The sequence below is a fragment of the Microcoleus sp. Pol1C5 genome (genome assembly GCF_036701115.1).
In the GTDB taxonomy this organism is placed as follows: Bacteria; Cyanobacteriota; Cyanobacteriia; order Cyanobacteriales; family Microcoleaceae; genus Microcoleus.
Map to the genome: position 1 here is coordinate 1 of NZ_JAUBQE010000012.1, position 17,862 is coordinate 17,862.

Annotated in this window: 21 protein-coding genes; 18 read left to right on the top strand and 3 right to left on the bottom strand. The window is 44.6% G+C overall.

What is annotated here, in order from left to right; genetic code table 11:
* The 11 genes from QUA23_RS08935 to rppB form a co-directional block, all read left to right on the top strand.
* The coding region (locus tag QUA23_RS08935) for a hypothetical protein (RefSeq protein ID WP_333110347.1) at positions 1–191 on the top strand (191 nt) is incomplete at its 5' end.
* A 65-nt stretch (positions 192–256) separates the two neighbouring features.
* A complete protein-coding gene (locus tag QUA23_RS08940) occupies positions 257–3,382 on the top strand; it encodes an efflux RND transporter permease subunit (RefSeq protein ID WP_333075479.1) in 3,126 nt (1,041 codons plus the stop codon).
* Positions 3,383–3,437: 55 nt separating this feature from the next.
* Positions 3,438–3,914, top strand: a complete 477-nt coding sequence (locus tag QUA23_RS08945) for a DUF2808 domain-containing protein (protein WP_333075481.1) — start codon at positions 3,438–3,440, stop codon at positions 3,912–3,914.
* A 101-nt stretch (positions 3,915–4,015) separates the two neighbouring features.
* Positions 4,016–4,495, top strand: a complete 480-nt coding sequence (locus QUA23_RS08950) for a hypothetical protein (RefSeq protein ID WP_333075482.1) — start codon at positions 4,016–4,018, stop codon at positions 4,493–4,495.
* A gap of 50 nt (positions 4,496–4,545) precedes the next feature.
* Positions 4,546–4,851: a cation transporter gene (locus QUA23_RS08955; RefSeq protein WP_333075483.1), complete on the top strand. Its 306-nt coding sequence runs from the start codon at positions 4,546–4,548 to the stop codon at positions 4,849–4,851.
* Positions 4,848–4,991, top strand: coding sequence for a hypothetical protein (locus tag QUA23_RS08960; protein ID WP_333075485.1), 144 nt, complete (start codon positions 4,848–4,850; stop codon positions 4,989–4,991). Before QUA23_RS08955 ends, QUA23_RS08960 begins: the two co-directional genes overlap by 4 nt.
* Positions 4,991–5,272 carry a cation transporter gene (locus QUA23_RS08965; protein WP_333075487.1) on the top strand — a complete coding sequence of 94 codons (282 nt, stop codon included), beginning with the start codon at positions 4,991–4,993 and terminating at the stop codon, positions 5,270–5,272. The genes QUA23_RS08960 and QUA23_RS08965 overlap by 1 nt, the downstream gene beginning before the upstream one ends.
* Before the next feature lie 38 nt (positions 5,273–5,310).
* The gene (locus QUA23_RS08970) at positions 5,311–5,667 is read left to right on the top strand and encodes a cation transporter dimerization domain-containing protein (RefSeq protein ID WP_333093855.1); all 357 of its coding nucleotides are present in this window, start codon (positions 5,311–5,313) and stop codon (positions 5,665–5,667) included.
* A 250-nt stretch (positions 5,668–5,917) separates the two neighbouring features.
* The gene (locus tag QUA23_RS08975) at positions 5,918–6,385 is read left to right on the top strand and encodes a hypothetical protein (protein WP_333075325.1); all 468 of its coding nucleotides are present in this window, start codon (positions 5,918–5,920) and stop codon (positions 6,383–6,385) included.
* 232 nt (positions 6,386–6,617) lie between these two features.
* Positions 6,618–7,118 carry a response regulator transcription factor gene (locus tag QUA23_RS08980; RefSeq protein ID WP_333075488.1) on the top strand — a complete coding sequence of 167 codons (501 nt, stop codon included), beginning with the start codon at positions 6,618–6,620 and terminating at the stop codon, positions 7,116–7,118.
* Positions 7,119–7,307: 189 nt separating this feature from the next.
* A complete protein-coding gene (gene rppB, locus QUA23_RS08985) occupies positions 7,308–8,675 on the top strand; it encodes a two-component system sensor histidine kinase RppB (protein ID WP_333075326.1) in 1,368 nt (455 codons plus the stop codon).
* A gap of 167 nt (positions 8,676–8,842) precedes the next feature.
* Here the strand turns inward: rppB and QUA23_RS08990 are convergent, their stop codons facing one another.
* Positions 8,843–9,475, bottom strand: coding sequence for a hypothetical protein (locus QUA23_RS08990; RefSeq protein WP_333075328.1), 633 nt, complete (start codon positions 9,473–9,475; stop codon positions 8,843–8,845).
* 851 nt (positions 9,476–10,326) lie between these two features.
* Here QUA23_RS08990 and QUA23_RS08995 point away from each other — a divergent pair.
* The 4 genes from QUA23_RS08995 (at position 10,327) to QUA23_RS09010 (ending at position 12,414) form a co-directional block, all read left to right on the top strand.
* Positions 10,327–10,917 (top strand): hypothetical protein, encoded by a 591-nt coding sequence (locus QUA23_RS08995; RefSeq protein WP_333075329.1) that lies wholly within the window; start codon positions 10,327–10,329, stop codon positions 10,915–10,917.
* 236 nt (positions 10,918–11,153) lie between these two features.
* Positions 11,154–11,357, top strand: a complete 204-nt coding sequence (locus QUA23_RS09000) for a hypothetical protein (RefSeq protein WP_333075331.1) — start codon at positions 11,154–11,156, stop codon at positions 11,355–11,357.
* A 55-nt stretch (positions 11,358–11,412) separates the two neighbouring features.
* A complete protein-coding gene (locus QUA23_RS09005; protein WP_015211723.1) occupies positions 11,413–11,958 on the top strand; it encodes a tyrosine-type recombinase/integrase in 546 nt (181 codons plus the stop codon).
* Between the two features lie 309 nt (positions 11,959–12,267).
* A complete protein-coding gene (locus QUA23_RS09010; protein WP_333110349.1) occupies positions 12,268–12,414 on the top strand; it encodes a hypothetical protein in 147 nt (48 codons plus the stop codon).
* Positions 12,415–13,065: 651 nt separating this feature from the next.
* Here QUA23_RS09010 and QUA23_RS09015 read toward each other — a convergent pair.
* On the bottom strand, positions 13,066–14,238 hold the full coding sequence (locus QUA23_RS09015) for an RNA-guided endonuclease TnpB family protein (RefSeq protein ID WP_333075489.1): 1,173 nt from the start codon (positions 14,236–14,238) through the stop codon (positions 13,066–13,068).
* Between the two features lie 743 nt (positions 14,239–14,981).
* Positions 14,982–16,301, bottom strand: coding sequence for a transposase (locus tag QUA23_RS09020; protein WP_333075332.1), 1,320 nt, complete (start codon positions 16,299–16,301; stop codon positions 14,982–14,984).
* 248 nt (positions 16,302–16,549) lie between these two features.
* Here QUA23_RS09020 and QUA23_RS09025 point away from each other — a divergent pair, with 248 nt between their 5' ends.
* From QUA23_RS09025 to QUA23_RS09035, 3 genes are all read left to right on the top strand, one after another.
* Entirely contained in the window at positions 16,550–16,795 is a 246-nt protein-coding gene (locus tag QUA23_RS09025) for a Rieske 2Fe-2S domain-containing protein (RefSeq protein ID WP_333075490.1), read from the top strand.
* Between the two features lie 100 nt (positions 16,796–16,895).
* Positions 16,896–17,243 carry a hypothetical protein gene (locus QUA23_RS09030; protein WP_333075333.1) on the top strand — a complete coding sequence of 116 codons (348 nt, stop codon included), beginning with the start codon at positions 16,896–16,898 and terminating at the stop codon, positions 17,241–17,243.
* Complete coding sequence (locus QUA23_RS09035) at positions 17,215–17,529, top strand: hypothetical protein (protein WP_015211720.1); 315 nt, start codon at positions 17,215–17,217, stop codon at positions 17,527–17,529. Before QUA23_RS09030 ends, QUA23_RS09035 begins: the two co-directional genes overlap by 29 nt.
* The last annotated feature ends 333 nt before the right edge of the window (positions 17,530–17,862 follow it).

Sequence of the window (17,862 nt, forward strand, 5' to 3'; positions counted from 1 at the left end):
CCCTGACTTTCACAGCCGGCGTGTTGTGGGGAAATCGGCGCAAATTGCCAGCAATAGCAGCGGATTCTGGAAACAATACCCGAAACAATAGTTTTTCCGCCTCTGCACCAGCGTTGGAGAATGAACTGCTGTTACACAATGACAACCATCACGTTAAAACTCAAGAGGGAGAAGTCAAGAGTTTGAAGTAAACAATTGCTTAAATATAGCAATTTAATGGGCAGAAGTATGTATCTATTAACTCAAAGCTAATAAAATGTTCAGCACAATTCTTAGATGGGTAATTAACCGCCGCTGGCTAGTCGTTCTCGCTACCATTATTATTAGTCTTTGGACATTTTCTATCATTCCCCAAATGTCGCTGGATGTCTTCCCTCCTTTTGCACCCCCGCAAGTCGAAATTCAGACGGAAGCACCGGGACTCGCGCCGGAAGAAATCGAGTCTTTAGTAACACTACCGATCGAAAGTGCAATTAACGGAACTCCTGGAGTAACAGCAGTGCGATCGTCTTCCGCTGTGGGTCTTTCTGCCGTTAAGGTAATCTTTGATTGGCAAACTGACATTTATCAAGCGCGCCAGTTGATAACAGAACGGTTACAGCAAGCTCAAAGCAAACTCCCGACTGGGGTAGAAACACCGCAAATCTCTCCGACAACTTCACCTGTCGGTCTGGTGATTACCTATGCTTTTACCTCGGAAACTACTCCTTTGATGGAAGTGCGCCGTCTGGTTGACTGGCAAGTCACAAACCGCCTTTTAGGCGTGACTGGCGTTGCCCAAGTCGTGGCTTATGGCGGCGATCAGAAGCAATATCAAGTATTAGTAGAACCTGCCAAGTTAAAAGCTTTTAATGTGTCGTTGCAGCAAGTTGCCGAAGCGACAGCGGCTGCGAATGTTAACGCGCCGGGGGGGTATTTAATTACACCGGATCGAGAAACTTTAATCCGGGGGGTGGGGCGAATTGAGTCTGTGGAAGATTTGCAGCAATCTGCGATCGCCTCTCGGCAAGGAACAGTCGTCAGAATTGCTGATGTCGCTGATGTCAAGGTTGGTGCTGCAATCAAGCGGGGCGACGGCAGCTTTAACGGCAAAAAAGCTGTGATTGTGATGGTAAACAGACAGCCAGTTGCTGATACTCCAGCGGTAACGAAAGCGGTTGAGGCAGCAATGGCTGAGGTGAAGGAAGCTCTGCCAAAAGATATTAAAGTTACTGTGACTTTCCGACAGGAAGAATATATTAATTCCTCGGTGGAAAATGTGCGATCGGCTTTAGTTGAAGGCAGTATTATCGTCACCCTTATTCTCATCCCATTTTTGATGAATTGGCGCACTCTGGCGGTTGTTTTGCTGGATTTCTTTCTGACTTGGCTGTTGGCGCTTCTGGCGATGAATTGGCTGGGGCTGGGATTAAATACGATGACTTTGGGGGGTTTGTCGGTGGCGATCGGCACTGCGATCGACGATGCGATCGTCTATGCCGAAAATACCTACCGCAATTTGAGAGAAAATACGTCTTCTCTTCATCCGCGTCCTGTGATGGATGTGATTTTTGATGGCAGTCAGGAGGTGCGCGATTCGTTAATTGGAGCGACTGTTATTGGGATTGTGGTGTTTTCTCCTATTTTTACTTTACCCGGTATAGAAGGTCGAGTTTTTACGCCGATGGGGATTACTTATTTGGTAGTTGTTGTGATTTCTAGTCTGGAATCGCTGTTAATATCTCCGGCCCTTTGCGCTATTTTATTGCCCAACAAACGTATGAGTGGTAAAGAACCTTGGTTGCCGAGATTTTGCAAGCATATTTATCATTCTTGTATCAGGATATCAATGCGTTATTCGGCGATTATTTTAGCTTTTGCTGCTGCTAGTATGGTGGCGGCATTAATTATTTTGCCATCCTTTGGACGGGTGTTTTTGCCGGAGTTTCAGGAGCAAACTTTGGTAAATACTATTCAGCTTTATCCGGGTGTATCTTTGGAGACAACAGATAGCGCGGCTTTTGCTATTGAAGATGCACTTAAGGATGATAGCAGGTTTGAATACGTGCAAGTGCGATCGGGCAGAGCTCCGGGAGATGCTGATGCTGCGGGAGTCAATTTAGCTCACATCGATATCGGTTTGAGCGAGGAGGGCATGAAAAATAGACCGAAAACTTTGGAGGCGCTGCGGCAGGAATTTGCTAAATTGCCGGGAGTTGCACCAAATATCGGCGGTTTTATTTCTCACCGGATGGATGAGGTTTTATCTGGTGTCAGAAGTCAGATTGCTGTCAAAATCTTTGGCCCGGATTTGGATCAGCTTCGCAGCCTCGGTGCCCAAGTTGGAGAGCAAATGAAAACTGTTGAAGGAATTGTGGATTTGCAACTCGAACCCCAGGTGCCAGTGCAACAAATTCAAATTAAGTTTGACCGCCAAGCTGCGGGTAGATACGGTTTGAAAATCGGAGAGCTTTCTGAAATAATTGAGACAGCTTTAAACGGCAAAGTTGTTTCTCAAGTTTTGGAGGCGCAGCAAACTTTTGACTTAGTTGTTTGGTTGCAGCCTGAAGCCCGAAATAACTTAGAAACTATTCAGAATTTGTTGGTTGATACTCCAAGCGGTAATAAAATTCCCCTAGCCCAAGTTGCTACTGTAAAATACGGTACGGGGCCAAATACGATTAACCGCGAGAATGTTTCTCGCTTAATTGTAGCAGCGGCTAATGCTAAAGGTAGGGATTTGCGAGCAGTTGTGAATGAAATTCAAGCTAAAGTCAAACGAGAGGTAGAGTTGCCTTTTGGCTATTTTATCCAGTACGGCGGTCAATTTGAAGCCGAACAAAGAGCTTCGCAAAATATTATGATATTTAGTGCGATCTCTTTTCTTGTAATTACAGTATTGATGTACATTTCGGTCAAGTCAATTCCTTCAACTGCTATGATTATGATTAATTTGCCACTCGGATTAGTGGGAGGAGTAATCGCGGTAGCTTTGACTGGTGGCATCATCTCTGTAGCTTCTTTAGTTGGCTTTGTGACTTTATTTGGCGTTGCCACCCGCAACGGCTTGCTTTTAGTAGATAACTACAACACTAAATTGGCAGAGGGAATGCCTTTTAAGGAAGCAATTATTAAAGGCTCGATGGAACGGCTGAATGCTATTTTGATGACCGCTTCAACTTCAGCTTTAGGTTTAGCACCTTTAGCATTAGAAGGCGGGGCGGGAAAAGAAATCCTGCAACCTTTGTCAGTAGTAGTTTTAGGCGGATTGTTTACTTCTACAGCATTAACGCTGTTAGTGTTACCCGCGTTGTACGCCAAGTTTGGCAGATTCTTAGTGCCTAAACAAACACCGCCCGTTTCTGACAACGGAAAGGTAGTTCAAGCCGTTTTTGAGAACTGATTTTCGCGGTATATTGTTCAGATTTTCTCATTCGTTTATGTCCAAAAAAATTAAGATGAAGAAAATACTAATTAAGGCAGTTGCATTGACTTTAGCTAGTACAGTTTTAATGGCTCCTAGCTATGCAAGTTTCGAGACAGATGAGAGTAGGCTTTTCAATGTTGACGGAGACGTGTACTCTTCCCCCACTCGCTGGCGGCTTGTCAAACAAACTTTCGTATTACACTTTCCTGAAAACAGCAACCCTGTTACCCAGATAATTATTGCCACTCCACCCAATGTCGCTGTGAGTAATGATATTGAGGTGCTGGAACACAAGGGTAAGAAAATTAGCATTAATGTTTCTGTCAAGGGCAAAAATATTATATTAGACTTCCTTGAACCCGTCGCCCCTGGCAGCAGGATTAATATTAATTTTAACAAAGTTAAACAACCCATTCTTGATTCTACTTCTATGTACCGATTTTCAGCTAAAGCCGTTGGTAGTGACACAGAGATTCCCATAGGTGTAGCTGAGTTTCGCACAGATTAATTAATCTAAAGATTGGCATTAATTTTTAGTGGAGTATGGAAGATAAATATGATGTAAAGTTTGTTAGAATTACTAATCATTGAATGCAAGGAGTAAAGCACATGAATGTTTTTAAATCAGGCTTGATTGTTCTAGGAAGTGTGGGTCTGCTTTTCTTGGGAGCTTGTGGGAACAGCAACCCAAGCGCCACTTCAGATACCCAGTCCGCTGAGTCCAAGTCGTCCGATGGAGCAGCAAAAAAAGAGATATCTAACCATACCGATGCGTCTCACAAAGGCGCTCAAGTTGTCGAGTCAGCTCCCTATCACTTAGAGTTTGTCTCGGAAAATGAAGATAATGGAACTCGTTTAGATTTCCATATTCTAAAAGAAGACAATAAGGAAGAAATCTCTAATGCTAAAGTAACGGCTCAAATTCAGCTACCTGATGGTAGTCAAAAGACACTTCCCATGGCCTATGAAGCTAAAGAAAAACACTACACGGCTTTGCTTCCTGGAAAGGCAGCGGGTCAGTACCAGGTGAAAATTACTTCGGACATTGGCGGGAAAAAAGTAGACGGTCGCTTTAGTTTTAAGCAGTAAATTTTTCCTGTTGGGTAGGGCAAGAAAAACAAGCTTTAAGGGTAGTGATCATGTCTCACAATCACAGTCACGGAGGACACCGACACGACCACGGTGGTGGTAATTACAACCGTGCCTTTGCCATCAGCATCGCACTCAACACGGGGTTTGTCATCATTGAGGCATTTTATGGCATTCTTGCCAATGCCCTTGCCCTACTTGCCGATGCAGGTCACAATTTGAGTGATGTTTTAGGTCTGCTACTGGCTGGGGGAGCAACCATTCTTGCCCGTCGGCGACCGACAGCACGCCGTACCTATGGACAGCACGCCGTACCTATGGGCTGCGTCGTTCTTCCATTTTGGCAGCTCTGTTGAACGCTATTCTCCTGCTGGTAGTTTCAGGGGCGATCGCTTGGGAAGCTATTCAACGTTTTTCAGAACCAAGCTCAATATCAGGCGATACAATTATTGGCGTTGCAGCCGTAGGAATCGCTATTAATCGGGAAGTGCCTTAATGTTTATGGCCGATCGTCATAATGCCTTGAACATCAGAGGTGCGTTCCTCCACCTGATTGCTGATGCAGCAGTATCTTTGGGTGCGGTGCTGGCTAACATCGCTATTGTGGCAACTGGCTGGCTTTGGTTTGACCCTATTATAAGCTTGATTATTGTTGTTGTTATTGTTTTAGGGACTTGGCAATGGTTCCAAGAATCCCTCAACTTAACCCTCTTCTGTCACTCTGGGAAAATAAAAATAAGAGCCAAATTTTTAACTGTAGATATAGCGAGCATTTGAGCGTTTATTTTCTAACAGAATGGCTGAAATCAAGATTTTTGGTAAAAGTCTTATGCTATAAGCCTTCCAGATTATTTTTTGCCGAAAGTGACAGAAAAGGGTTAATAACAGATGCCGTACCAGCAAGCATTGAACCCCTTGCAGTCCGCACTTATTTAGCTGGACTCTCTGGCGTAACTGGTGTTCACGACCTTCATATTTGGGAAATGAGTACAACTGAGACAGCCCTCACAGCTCACTTGGTGATGCCTAAAGCTTATACCGGTGATGCTTTTTTAGTGCAGGTAAATCAAGAGCTGCACGACCTTTTTGGTATTGAGTACACTACGCTCCAAGTAGAAACTGGCAATCCGAGTTATCCTGATCCTCTTGCTCAAGAAAATGTTGTGTTGTGAGTATAAAAAATATCTTGATACACATTATTCTCGATCTTATCCTATCGCACCCTCGGCAGTAGCAACTTACCACAACAAGAATGAATAGTTTCTTTAAAAAATCTGATTTCTGGATAAATGTGCTTAAAAGGTCAAAAATTTCATCCTGATTTCATTTTAATATGTCAATTTAGATACTAACAGAGTCTTTTACTAAGGAGTCTGAGGCTTGATTAACGAAATCAATCGGTTGTCATACAGGAGTGAAATAATGAAAAGACTAATCTGTTTGTCTGCTGTAGCTTTGGCTCTCACAGTTCCCATTGCTGCTGACTATGCCAGTGCCAACATAGGATCTACTCCTCATATCCATGGAGCTGTACAATTTCCTCAAACTCGGGCAAGGATTGTTCGGCATACGATTAGGTTGCATATTCCTCAAAGCCGTAGTCCTGTTTCTCATCTGATTATTGATGTTCCACAGGGGTTAATAGCCAGTAACAATATCACTTTAACAGACGACGTGAAAGGAAAAGTTAATGCTGATTTTTCTATGGGAGACAATCAAATTATAATAAAAATTTCTCAACCTCTTACGTCAGAATCCAAGCTTAAACTTGTTTTGAACAATGTAAAAATAAGAGGTGTTTCTAACGCTTGGCTATACCGAATTTCTGCTAAATCTGTTGGGGTTAATGGAGAATTTCCAATGGGTCTAGCTCGAATTCCTGTCTATTAAGAGGAATATTTTTGTGGCAGACACACTATCATACTGTCCTTGATTATGAAAGTTCTGCTAGTTGAATATGAGCTAGTTTGAGGTGGAGCGATTAAGCCAACATTGAACCCGGAAAATATATTGTTGATTGGGTTTTAGATAGCACCCAGGTTGAGAATTATCTAGAGAACCAAAACAACCATATACACTGGCAATCTTCGACTGGTTACTGCCTGGAAAATCGGGTTTAGAACTGCTGCGTAAATTGCGGACTTGCAATAGTAATTTGCCTGTGTTGATGCTAACGGCAAAAGACCTCGTAGAAAACAAAGTAGCTGGACTGGATGCGGGAGCTGATAATTATTTAGTGAAGCTGTTCGGAATGGCAGAACTGTTAACCAAATTTGGGGCTTTGCAAAGGCGATCGCCCCAAATTCACTCGTACAAGCTACAGGTAGAAAATCTGGTTGTGAACTGCGGAAATCGAACTGTATGTCATTTCGCCATAAGTAGCAAAAGCCAGATAATTGCTCTAATAAACAAAGAGTTTCTACTGAGCGAATACTTTATAAAACATCCGAACCAAATTGTCAACACTGACCTAATTTGGAATCAGCTATTGAAGGTTAGTGCAAATACCTTTAGCAATGTGGTAGCAGCTCAAGTGCGCTTGCTGCGGCGCAAACTTGAGTCGGTTGGCGGCGCGAATTTAATTGAAACTTTACAGGGCGTAATATACCGGATGAGAAATTAAAGTAGGGTGGGTATTGTTCAGAACCCCTGTTATTTACCAATAGTCCTACAGGAAGCTATTGTGTCTGTCATGAGTCAAAGGCAAGGCAGTGTAGGAAGAACTTGTGAGATTCTTCGCTAGACTTAAAATGACAGAATTACGTTGAAATATCTAAGGTCTGACCAATTACCTATTATTAAGTTATGAAAAATGAATCAAAATAAACTATTTAACCGGACTCGCTGGAAATTAGCCATTTCCTATGCAGCAGTAATAGGTTTGATTTTAAGCTTGTTGGGATTTGGCGTATATAGGGCGATCGCCCACGCTTACTGGGTAGCCCTAGACCGCGAATTAAAATCGGTCGCGGGGACGCTACACGACAGCCTAGACCTCGAATTGCAGCAGGCTGGACGTTTAGAGCCAATAGTAAACGAACTTTTGCCCAACCTCCGCCTAATTGGAGTTAACAGCATTAAAAAACAGTTGCCACCCCACAATATTGTAAGCGGTATTAACCAAGGCTACTACTATATTCGTTTATTTGATTATTCCGGAAAATTAATTGCTACAGCAGGCGCTTATCCAGCCGAATTATCACCATTATTTAGCTCCAAACACTGCCAAACAATAACTGATACTAAAGGCAACGTTTATCACCAAATTTCTGTAGAACTGCACACTAAAAGCCAGCAAACTTGGGGATATTTTCAAGTGGGGCGAAGCCTACAAGACTTTAATGATTATCTCCGTACAGTAAAATGGGTTTTGAAATTAGGATTGCCTACAGCATTGATTTGTGTCGGCTTTTCTAGTTGGTTAATGGCAGGATTGGCAATGAAACCGATTTATGCTTCCTACCGACGAATTCAACAGTTTACAGCGGATGCCGCTCACGAATTACGAACGCCTTTAGCTGCTTCGCAGGCTACAGTAGAATCAGCGCTGTTGACGCCTCAATTGGATGAAAAAGAGGCGCGGGAAACTTTGCGGACGATCGATCGCCAAAACCGACGACTGACTCAGTTAGTTGCTGATTTGCTGCTGCTGGCTCGCATGGATAATCAACCGATAGCCTATCGCCCTCAATTGTGTTGTTTGAATGACCTGGTTAGCGATTTAGTAGAGGAATTAGCAGCAATGGCGATCGCAAGAGAGGTAGCGCTAACATCGGAGTTGCGGGTGCATCAGCCATTGAGTGTTATTGGTGATTCTAACCAGCTTTATCGCTTAGTTTCTAATTTAATTGTCAATGCGATTCAATACACTTCACCTAGTGGCAACGTAAATGTTATTTTAGAGAAAAGTGACCATTTAGTTGTGATTCATGTTCAAGATACAGGGTGTGGGATTGCAGCAGAAGATCAAAGGCAAATTTTTGACCGTTTCTATCGAGTTAACAGTTCACGCGATCGCGTTACTGGCGGCTCGGGATTGGGATTAGCGATAGCGCAAGCTATAGCCTTAGCACATGGCGGTAGCCTGACTGTGCAGAGCAAATTAGGTACAGGTAGCATTTTCACATTGCGATTTCGAGAAAGAAATGTGCCGTTGGTGAATGATGCCATGAATCATTGAGGAATCGGCACATCTCATGAGCGATCGCTTCTCGGATGTAGTGTTGCAACGCGCGCAACCCCATCCCATTCGTCGGCCACGCCGCAAATATATCATTGCTGCGGAATGTAGCAGTCAGCGACAGTTCACCATCCACGACGCGCGCCCAGATGTGATTGAGACATGGGCTACCAACTGTGCTGATGGTCGGAGGAACCATCAGCGCGTCTGCTGAAGTTGCCGCCACAATCCCAGAGGTTGATAACAGCGCTGGCAGTGTCAATCTCGTTAATCAGTTTGGCGATAACTTCTTCGATCTGGTCACGCCCAAACCATGACCGCACCCGTTGACCGTAAATGTACTTGATTCCCTCGTGGTATGGGGCATCTTCCAGAATCTGCGGGATGTAGTCTTCCAGGGGGCGATCCATCGGCAAATAGTTGGGCTCCGGGAAAAAGAACTCCGGCGGTTCCTCTGTGACCACAGCCATCAAATCGATCAGCTCTTGCCACTGTCCGTCGTAGCCTGTCGGTCGCAGCACACCCGTCGTCTTGATGCGGTGGATGATTTTTATCCAAGTTTCGGCGATCGTTTTGCCTTCTCTCCGGTGGCCGTACCGCTGACCTGGGAACACCGTGGGCAAGTTCTCCACCAGCGGGAATATTGTCGGCGTTGCCCACTCCGCCTTCTGGGCAAGGTTGGCTAATTTTTTGGCTAGAGTGACTGCTTCAGAAATGCTGTGGACTTCATAACATTCGATTGATTCCCGTAGCAATTGCAGATTCTCAAACGGAATTTCGATGTCGATGTATCCAATCACGTCTGATGATACTTTCCAACTGTAAAAATTATCCTCATTTTTCTCAGATTCAAATCCTTCTCTAAAGAAATCTAATAAACACTACACTCCACCAGAATTCTTATCTTCCTTCGTTGCATTCAGCACTATCAGAAATCTGACATGAGGATTCCAAAGTAAGTTTCGCACCAAGAAATTGATACCGCGTGTTGGAGAGTAGAGTTGTCCGATCGCCCCATACTCATGCTCTTCCAGTTTCTTTTAAGGATGGCGGCGGGTGCCTTGAAGCAGGAAGTAACAGTCGTGAGGCTGTAAAAACTCGGAAGCGATCCAAAAGTTCCGAGGAATCCCCACCCTCAAAGACCTTGGCACGCAGTGCTAAGTATACGGGTGGGGAGGATGTCAAGGGTGAAATGACAGTAATGTCCGATTAATTTTTGATTTACTTTTATCTCCGCGCCTACCGTCGCGGAGTGGAAGACAGCTGAACTAACAATTCCCGCACCCGGCCTACTTTCAAAGCGAGCTACTGAAACCACTCTCCGCAGAAAGTGCTAATTGTGGCGACTGAACGCTCACCCGCCACTGTCCCCTCGCATTGGCGCCCGTCACGCGCGAGGCGATCGCGAAGAAAGAAAACACAACTTTTCGCTTTCCTGAAACCGCTTAGATCCTCGTACAGCAGGTCGGAGCCTTTGAATTAATTATCAGAGGAGGTGGATTTCTCCTCAGTTAATCATCCAAAAGGATGAAGTTAATTATCCGGTTCTTCAGCCCGTGTAGCCATGCTGCACCATGTTGTCAACTGTTGCAATCTAAAAAAGGTTAGCAATGCTTACCGCGAAAAATTTGATTGGGAGTTTTTTGTTCAGATGACTATCCAAACTATCAACGATGTACTATTTCCCCCTTTCCTTTTTACCACTCTCTTTTGCTTAGCCTCAGTATTCCTGCACAAACCTGAAGCAGCCCAAGAAGAACTCACAGACAATCGAACCCAAGTAAATGTGTCAACAGTCGCAACACCATCCGATGGTATTGGCAGTGCCGTAAATGGAGCAACAATTGAAATTGAGAAACCAGCCAGCTCCCATCACACTCGCCATCAGACCACAGGCAAAAAAACACCAAACAAACCAGCAAAACCAATTGATTTTGCCGCACATTCAGGCGCAAGCACAACCTCAGTTCCTGCCGTTAATACTTCACTAATTTCACTTAGGCAAGCTCGCAAAATTGCTAGCGCCATCAAAGCTGCTGCGCCAGAACTGGGGTTCAAGCAAAAAGTTAACGGCTCTGATTCCTCTATTGAATGGTTGCAGGCTCAAATCAAAAATCGGCTGGAAAATTCTCCCCTAATTGTGATGCCTATCATCCTCAAGCTTGCTCCCAAAGCGGTGATTGCAAATACTCTAGCATCTGCTACTTCCGAACTAGGTGAAAGTGCGCGTTCAGTGTCCTAGCAGCGAACGAAAAGTTTCTCAACCAACCAGCGTACTCGTTTACCCTCCGAAACTTATAACAATGCCCAAGCCTTCGTAAGGCTTGGGCAGTTCTTTTGACCAGAATAAGCGATTTTCCAATAAAATCCTAATTTTTTATTAAAGGGGAACAAAACTAGCAAAACAACTTGCAAAGTGAATCAAAAAATAGTATAATCAAATTATTACAAGCGCCACTTCTATTTGAGCGTACTGTTATGGCGGCAATTAAACCTGTTACCTTCCTAGACCTCATAGATGCGATCGCCACCTTGCCAATTATCAACTTTCCTGATAATTTAAGTCAGTTGAGTAGCAATAAAAGCCAATCTAACTGCAATAAAGGACGCGGGCGGAGGCATCCTCGGCGCAGCGCCCCGCAAGTGGCCCATCAAGCGATAAAAGCTTTTCGGCAGACTTGACGAAAAGACACTTTCGTCCAATAATAAGGGAGCTTCCATTTTGGAGGGCTGCGCCGTGAAGGTTCAAGGCAACGGGCGTGCTAAGATTTTGACGCCCGCCGAAATATCTAGGCTGTTCGACCGGGGTTTTGTTACAGCAAGGGATAGGCTTTTGTTTGCTGTGACTTTTTATTGTGCCTGTCGTATTTCAGAGGCGTTAGCTTTAACAACTCAGGACATTGTTGGCGGTGTGGTGACGCTGCGGAAAGCGACAACTAAGGGCAAGTCAGCAACGCGAACGCTGCCACTACATCCCATGTTGGCTAAGTTTTTATTGGCTTACAATCCAGATGCGGGTTTTTTGTTTCCTGGGCGAGAGGGTACGAAGCCTTTGACACGCTCTCAGGCAGACTTGATTTTTAAAGAAGCTTGCAAACGGGTAAGAATTAAGGGAGCTTCCACACATTCGATGAGGCGGACAGCACTGACGAACTTGAGCAATGCTGGGGTGCCACTGCGGGTAATTATGGAGATATCAGGTCACAAAAATTTGTCAAGCCTCCAGCGCTATTTAGAAGTGCAGCCGGAACAGCTTGTCAAGGCACTCGGGATTCTGAAGTGAAGCTATCGCGACTTTGGTTCGCCAGATTGTTTCAACAGTTGAAGGGCTCTCCCGTAAGTCTTCTTTGAATTCAGGCGATATTTGGACGCAAGGCTCGCGATGGCTACCCATTTCTTCCCGGATGTATTTGAGCTAAAACAAAGGCAACTGCTATCCGCGACAATCCTGACTGGTTTGAGCCGCCTGCTCAAGAGTGAGGTGTGAATAAGCTTTCCTGACTCTTGAGCTGTAATTGACGTAATCCCCATAACTCCATAAAAACTATCTTACGGAACCAGTAAAAGGGCAGATATATACTTACTGCTGCAAATGCTAGGAAATGCCCAAATCATTAAAAATGACTCCACCAATCAAGAAGCCGAAGGTACTTATCAGTGCGACACCAGCAGTAAATACACCGGAATCCTGATTGTCATTACACCCACAAACCGCCAATATTTACCCCTTAAAAGTTAGATATTTGGGGTAATTTTGGTTGGTAGCGACTACTATATCACTAAAAAAAAGCTCAAATAATTAAGTTATTTTCGGGCGAAAAGCCCTTGTGAAAATTTAGGGATATTCATTGATAGTCAGAAGATTGAACTGACAAATTTGTCAGTACAAGACAGGTTTGGCCTTGTCAAAGAGCGGCAGCCCTGTCACGCGCGCGTGAAGAAGGCTCTCAAACACCTTCCATTTGGTTGACGACGTTAGCGCAGCTCTCGAAGAGGATCGCTCGATCTGATTTTTTTCAACCGCGATCGACAATAAATCTTGTTGATTATCGATCGCGAGCACCTAGGATGACGTAAATACGTCGTTAGCGCAGCTCTCGAAGAGGATCGCACTCAGCCAGCGGGCTGGTCAAAGAGCGGCTATCGCCGCTATTGGGAGTGACCTGCTCATTTAAGTTTCATCCATTTTTAACAATAGCGAACGCATTCACCTAGGAAAGCCTTCATCACGGGCGATCGCCCTCAAAAAAGCCAGTTAGCTGTTAAGAATTAGGATTGACTTCTATTTCAGTTAACTGGCTCCCTTTCAATTAACCACACAAAATTCAAAGAGGGATGCTATCTCGCCTTGACATCCTCACCGGGAATTGAGCCACGGTGATTCCAAGAATCACTTCTTAGACCTTTCTGCTTCATCGCAACTGCCATCAGACTGATGCCTATCCGGTCTTACGTTCGCTCCACAGACTTTCACCGCAAGCCCTGCGGCAAGAATATTTTTTGCTGCATTGATATCTCGGTCGTGGTGCGCCCCGCAGATTGGGCAATCCCATTCCCGAACATTCAATAGCATTTTTTCCACGATGTGACCGCAATTGCCACACCGCTTAGAACTCGGAAACCATCGGTCAATCTTGATTAAAGTACGACCGTACCAGTCACACTTGTATTCAAGCTGTCTTACCAACTCGCCCCAACTCGCATCACTGATGGAGAGGGCAAGTTTGGGGTTCTTCACCATATTCTTCACGGCCAAATCCTCGACGGCGATCGTTTGGTTTTCGCGCACCAATCGAGTGGTCAGCTTGTGAAGAAAATCCTTTCTCGCGTCAGCGATGGACTGATGCACCTTTGCCACTTTGAGTCGTGCCTTGTGGCGATTGTTCGATCCATGAAGCTTGCGACTCAACGCCTTCTGAGCTTTCCTGAGCTTGCGGCGTTTCGCATTGAAGCCTTTGGGGTTGGCAATCTTCTCGCCATCGCTCAAGGCAACCAGGCTGGTCACACCCAAATCTACCCCAATTTCACTGGAGCATTTTGGCAATGGCTCAATCTCGACATCCACCAGCAAGGAAACTGTCCAGCGTCCAGCAGGCGAGAGCTTCACCGTAATGGTCGATGGAGTTGCACCTGGTGGCAATTCTCGACTCCAGCGAATCGACAGGGGTTCAGAACACTTGGCAAGAAAGACTTGCCCGTCTCTGAACTTGAAGGCAGACTTGGTAAACTCTGCGCTGCCGCCGTTGCGTTTCTTCTTGAAGGTGGGGTATTTCGCCCGCCCGTCGAAGAAGTTCGAGAATGCTTTCTGAAGGTGTCTCAATCCTTGCTGCAATGGGACACAGCTAACCTCGTTGAGGAATTGCAGATCTTCCTGCTTTTTCCATTCGGTCAACATTGCCGAAGTATCGCTGTAACCGACTCGCTTCTTCTGTTCGTACCAAGCCTGTGTTCTCACAGCAAGGGCGCGATTGTAGACCAAACGAGTACAGCCCATCGTGCGTCTCAACAAGGTTTCTTGTTCAGGCGTGGGATAGAAGCGGTACTTAAAGGCTTTTTGCGTTATGTCTCACATTATAGCAATTATCCTGTGAGATGCGTAAGTTCTAATGTAAAGCCGTGCTAGAAGCACGGGGTTTCTAACCCATTTTAGCAGGAGCTAGTGGAATTAACGCATTGGCTTGACCAACAACTAACTGAAGATTCGATCCGGCGATATCTCGAAGCTGCTAATAAAGGTAATTGGACAGCGATTTCTGTACTGCAAAGATTTTTGCAACGCATCCATAAAAATTTTTGACAACAGAATCATTACCATTAAGCGAACGCAATCTTTCCTTGTAACTATGAGAGAGATTGGTATTAGTGCCAATTCCTAGCAACACTAATTAATGGCCAAAAACTCTGCCTATTTCCCTAACAAAACTAAAACACAGAATCAAGTAGTAGCCATTGGAGAAAGAGCGCTTGTACAATGCGTTAAAAGCTGGTGTCCTCCCAGTTTGGAATCAAGATTTCCAGGGAAAATCCTCCCTTTCTGGATTCCTATACTTCCTGAGCGACCGCACTCTGATGCAGAAATTCTCAAGTTTGAACCGCTCCACTATCACTTTGACTTTCGCTTTTGGCATGACCGACTTATCAACTTATTCTTCACAGATGGGGAAACTGCTGAAGATTGGCAAGCACGAGTTCAATTAGCTTGTGAAGTTATCGAATTGACACTCCCCGGTCTAAAGACACGGGGATTCTTAAGACATTTCGATCTTAATATCCCTATTACTAGGGTTCCCAAACTCACCACAAAAGCTATTTGAGTGTGGTGATACATTTTGGGCGTTTAGGTGTTCTTGCACCAGGTTTCGTGGAGTCCCCACGTACCGCGAGCAATGCTCGGTCTCTAATCGTTTTTGCAGCTCCGATATCAGCGTGCTCGTAATAGCCGCATTCCACACAGATGAACTTTTCTCCATCTCTACTCGAGCGCTCTATATGACCGCAATTTCTGCATTCTGTGCTGGAGTGTTTGGGATTGACTTTAATGGTGACTTTTCCTTGCTTTGCAGCCAGATACTCAATCTTTAAAATCAATTCACCCCAACTTGCGTCTGATATCGAACGATTTAAACCTTTCTTTCTCGATTGTCCGTTTTTGAGGAACCTCCCTGTCTTTTCGTCAATTTTTACGCGACAGCGACGCCTCATCCCTGAAATATTTAAGTTTTCTAGGGCGATCGCATCTACGTTGCGAGATACTATCTTGTTAGCTACTTTCCATTGATAAGCCTGACGCCGTTCACTAATCTTTTGATGCAGTCTACCTAATCTTTTAGCTGCTTTTTGGCGGTTTTTGCTACCTTTAACTTTACGGCTGACCCTTCTTTGTCTGATTTTTAGAGTGCGTTTAGTTTTTTTGTTAGTTGCAAATTTCGGGTTGTCTATGTGGCAGCCATCTGATAAATGAACTAATTTAGTAATTCCCATGTCGCAGCCAATTATTTTGACAATTTCTGACTTTTGTTTAGCTTTGTAGTCGGGAACTGACTTATCTTCAATTCTGATGGATGCGTACCAACCATTTTGCCGTTTTCTCACAGTACAGGCTTTGATTGTAAAACCGTCAGGGATGGGACGTGAGTTGTGGAATCGCATCCATCCTAATTTAGGGAGATAGATCTTGTTGCCTTGTACTTTTACACCCATGACAAAAGTGAAAGATGTAAAATTACTGCGATTTTTGAATTTAGGAAATCCTCGGCCTTCAAAGAAGTTTTTGTAGGCAGTGTCTAGCCGTTTAACATTCTGTTGTAAAACTGTTGAGTCGAGCTCTTTGTACCAAGGGCGAGCTTTTTTTAAATCTGGTAATGCCACGATCTGAATCTCGCCTGCACTACGACGAGGATTTTTGATTTGGGATTCTAGATCAGACTCACGTGAGTTTAACTTAGAATCTTTCCACGGGTTGCCCGTTGCACCATTTTTACTGACACAGCAGGTTAAGGGAGCAGCTTCACTGTGAGTTCTTATATCGCAGTAATTGCCGAGTATGAACTGTTGATTGTATTGGGCGATTCGATCGTTGAGACACCAATTATAGTGGTTGCGAAGCATATCGACCCAGTTCGACATTTTTGCATCTTGCGTTTGATTGGGGCGTAGCTTGTAAACGTAGTTGGAAAACATCGTTTAAATCACCTCCTAATTGGTTGAACTGTCTTTATTTTAAAATTTTTGACGGCAGCAAGTCAAGTAACCTATTATGTTACTTATTATCCGCTTTATCCGCTGCACTTCGTTGAAGTGTTTGTGTGCCTGCCTCGATAAAAGCCGTCGGAGAACGACGGGGTTTTCCACCCAAATTTTTGATAAAACAAGTGGTGCGCTTGTGCTACCGCAATATACCAATCCTTTCAGCAGACTACAACTTCTTGCCACGCTTGGAGGAAGCTTACTCGAATTGCTCCTTGCTGCCTGGTAATATTTGCCCCCACAAAGGTTATAAACTTTTGCCAAATACCAAGCACCCTAATTTAGGAACCTGCCCGGGTCACGGGTTAGCATTTAACTTCAAAACAGGGCAATTATGCCGGAGAAAGGAATTTACACAGCTTGATTTGAGTTGATTGATTTAGGGGAATATCGCGCTGCAATTTCTTTATCAAGAAATTTGCCGGAAAACCTGTCAAAAAAAGTCAGGTGCAATCGATTCACAGCTATGAACTTATGTCAATCTTAAAAGGAAGTCGAGATTTGATTTCGGCGCTGTTGCTAAGAGATTTGAAGGGGATGCCACCTTCAATCGAATTGCCTGCTAATTTTGCCAAAATTCACACGCCGCGCTTTGAGTGCGGCGAGATGGTGCGCTGGGCTGATGTTGGCGAAGAAGCCGATTGGGGAATAGTTATCGGCAAATTTTACAACTACGAACCGCGCCGTTGCTGCTGGATGTGGTGCTACATAATTTGGCTGGCTGCTAATTCCAAGAGCGCAGCTTGGTGTCAGTTTGATACGGCGCGGGAGGAAGATTTGGAGGGGTTTGAGGATGAAAAAGCCGCAGACTTTGACAGATAGAGAGCGCAATTTAATTGCAGCTTACAGCCAATGCCAATTGGGAATGACGCCGAAGCAGTTTTATGGCAAGTGGGCGGTGAGTTACGAGGAAATCGCTTTTATTTGTTCCCGTTCTAATTCTACAGTGCGGGGTTGGTTTAAAAAGGGAAAAAATCGAAGATTTCCTACTCCTGTCGATTTGCGTCATCTGGCAGTAATGGATTTTCTGCTGGAACATTTTGAGGAAATTCCCGAGGCACTGGCAACCTTGCTATGTCGGCTTTCTGAAGATAATAGCGTGCATTAGTAGTGGCGCGTCTGCTTGAAATTAGTGCATTCAACAATTGCCCGTGTTTTCTCAAATTGATAAACTTCAAAGCGTTTCACGGAGGCCCAGCACCCGTTATGAATCAAAGAAACTCTTTCTCCCCTGCTCCCCCTGCTCCCCCTCTCCCCTTCTCCCCTACTCCCCTGCGAGTTTCTGAGGAGATTTCTAATGCCTCATTCCCAAATAGACGCGCCACTATTGTTTTTGATTTTATATACATCAAGCCTTTTCAGCATCAAAAAATAATTTGAGCTGGTTTCAGCACAAATATAGTCAATTGTCAATATCACCGTGACCTGTCTTTGACAATAT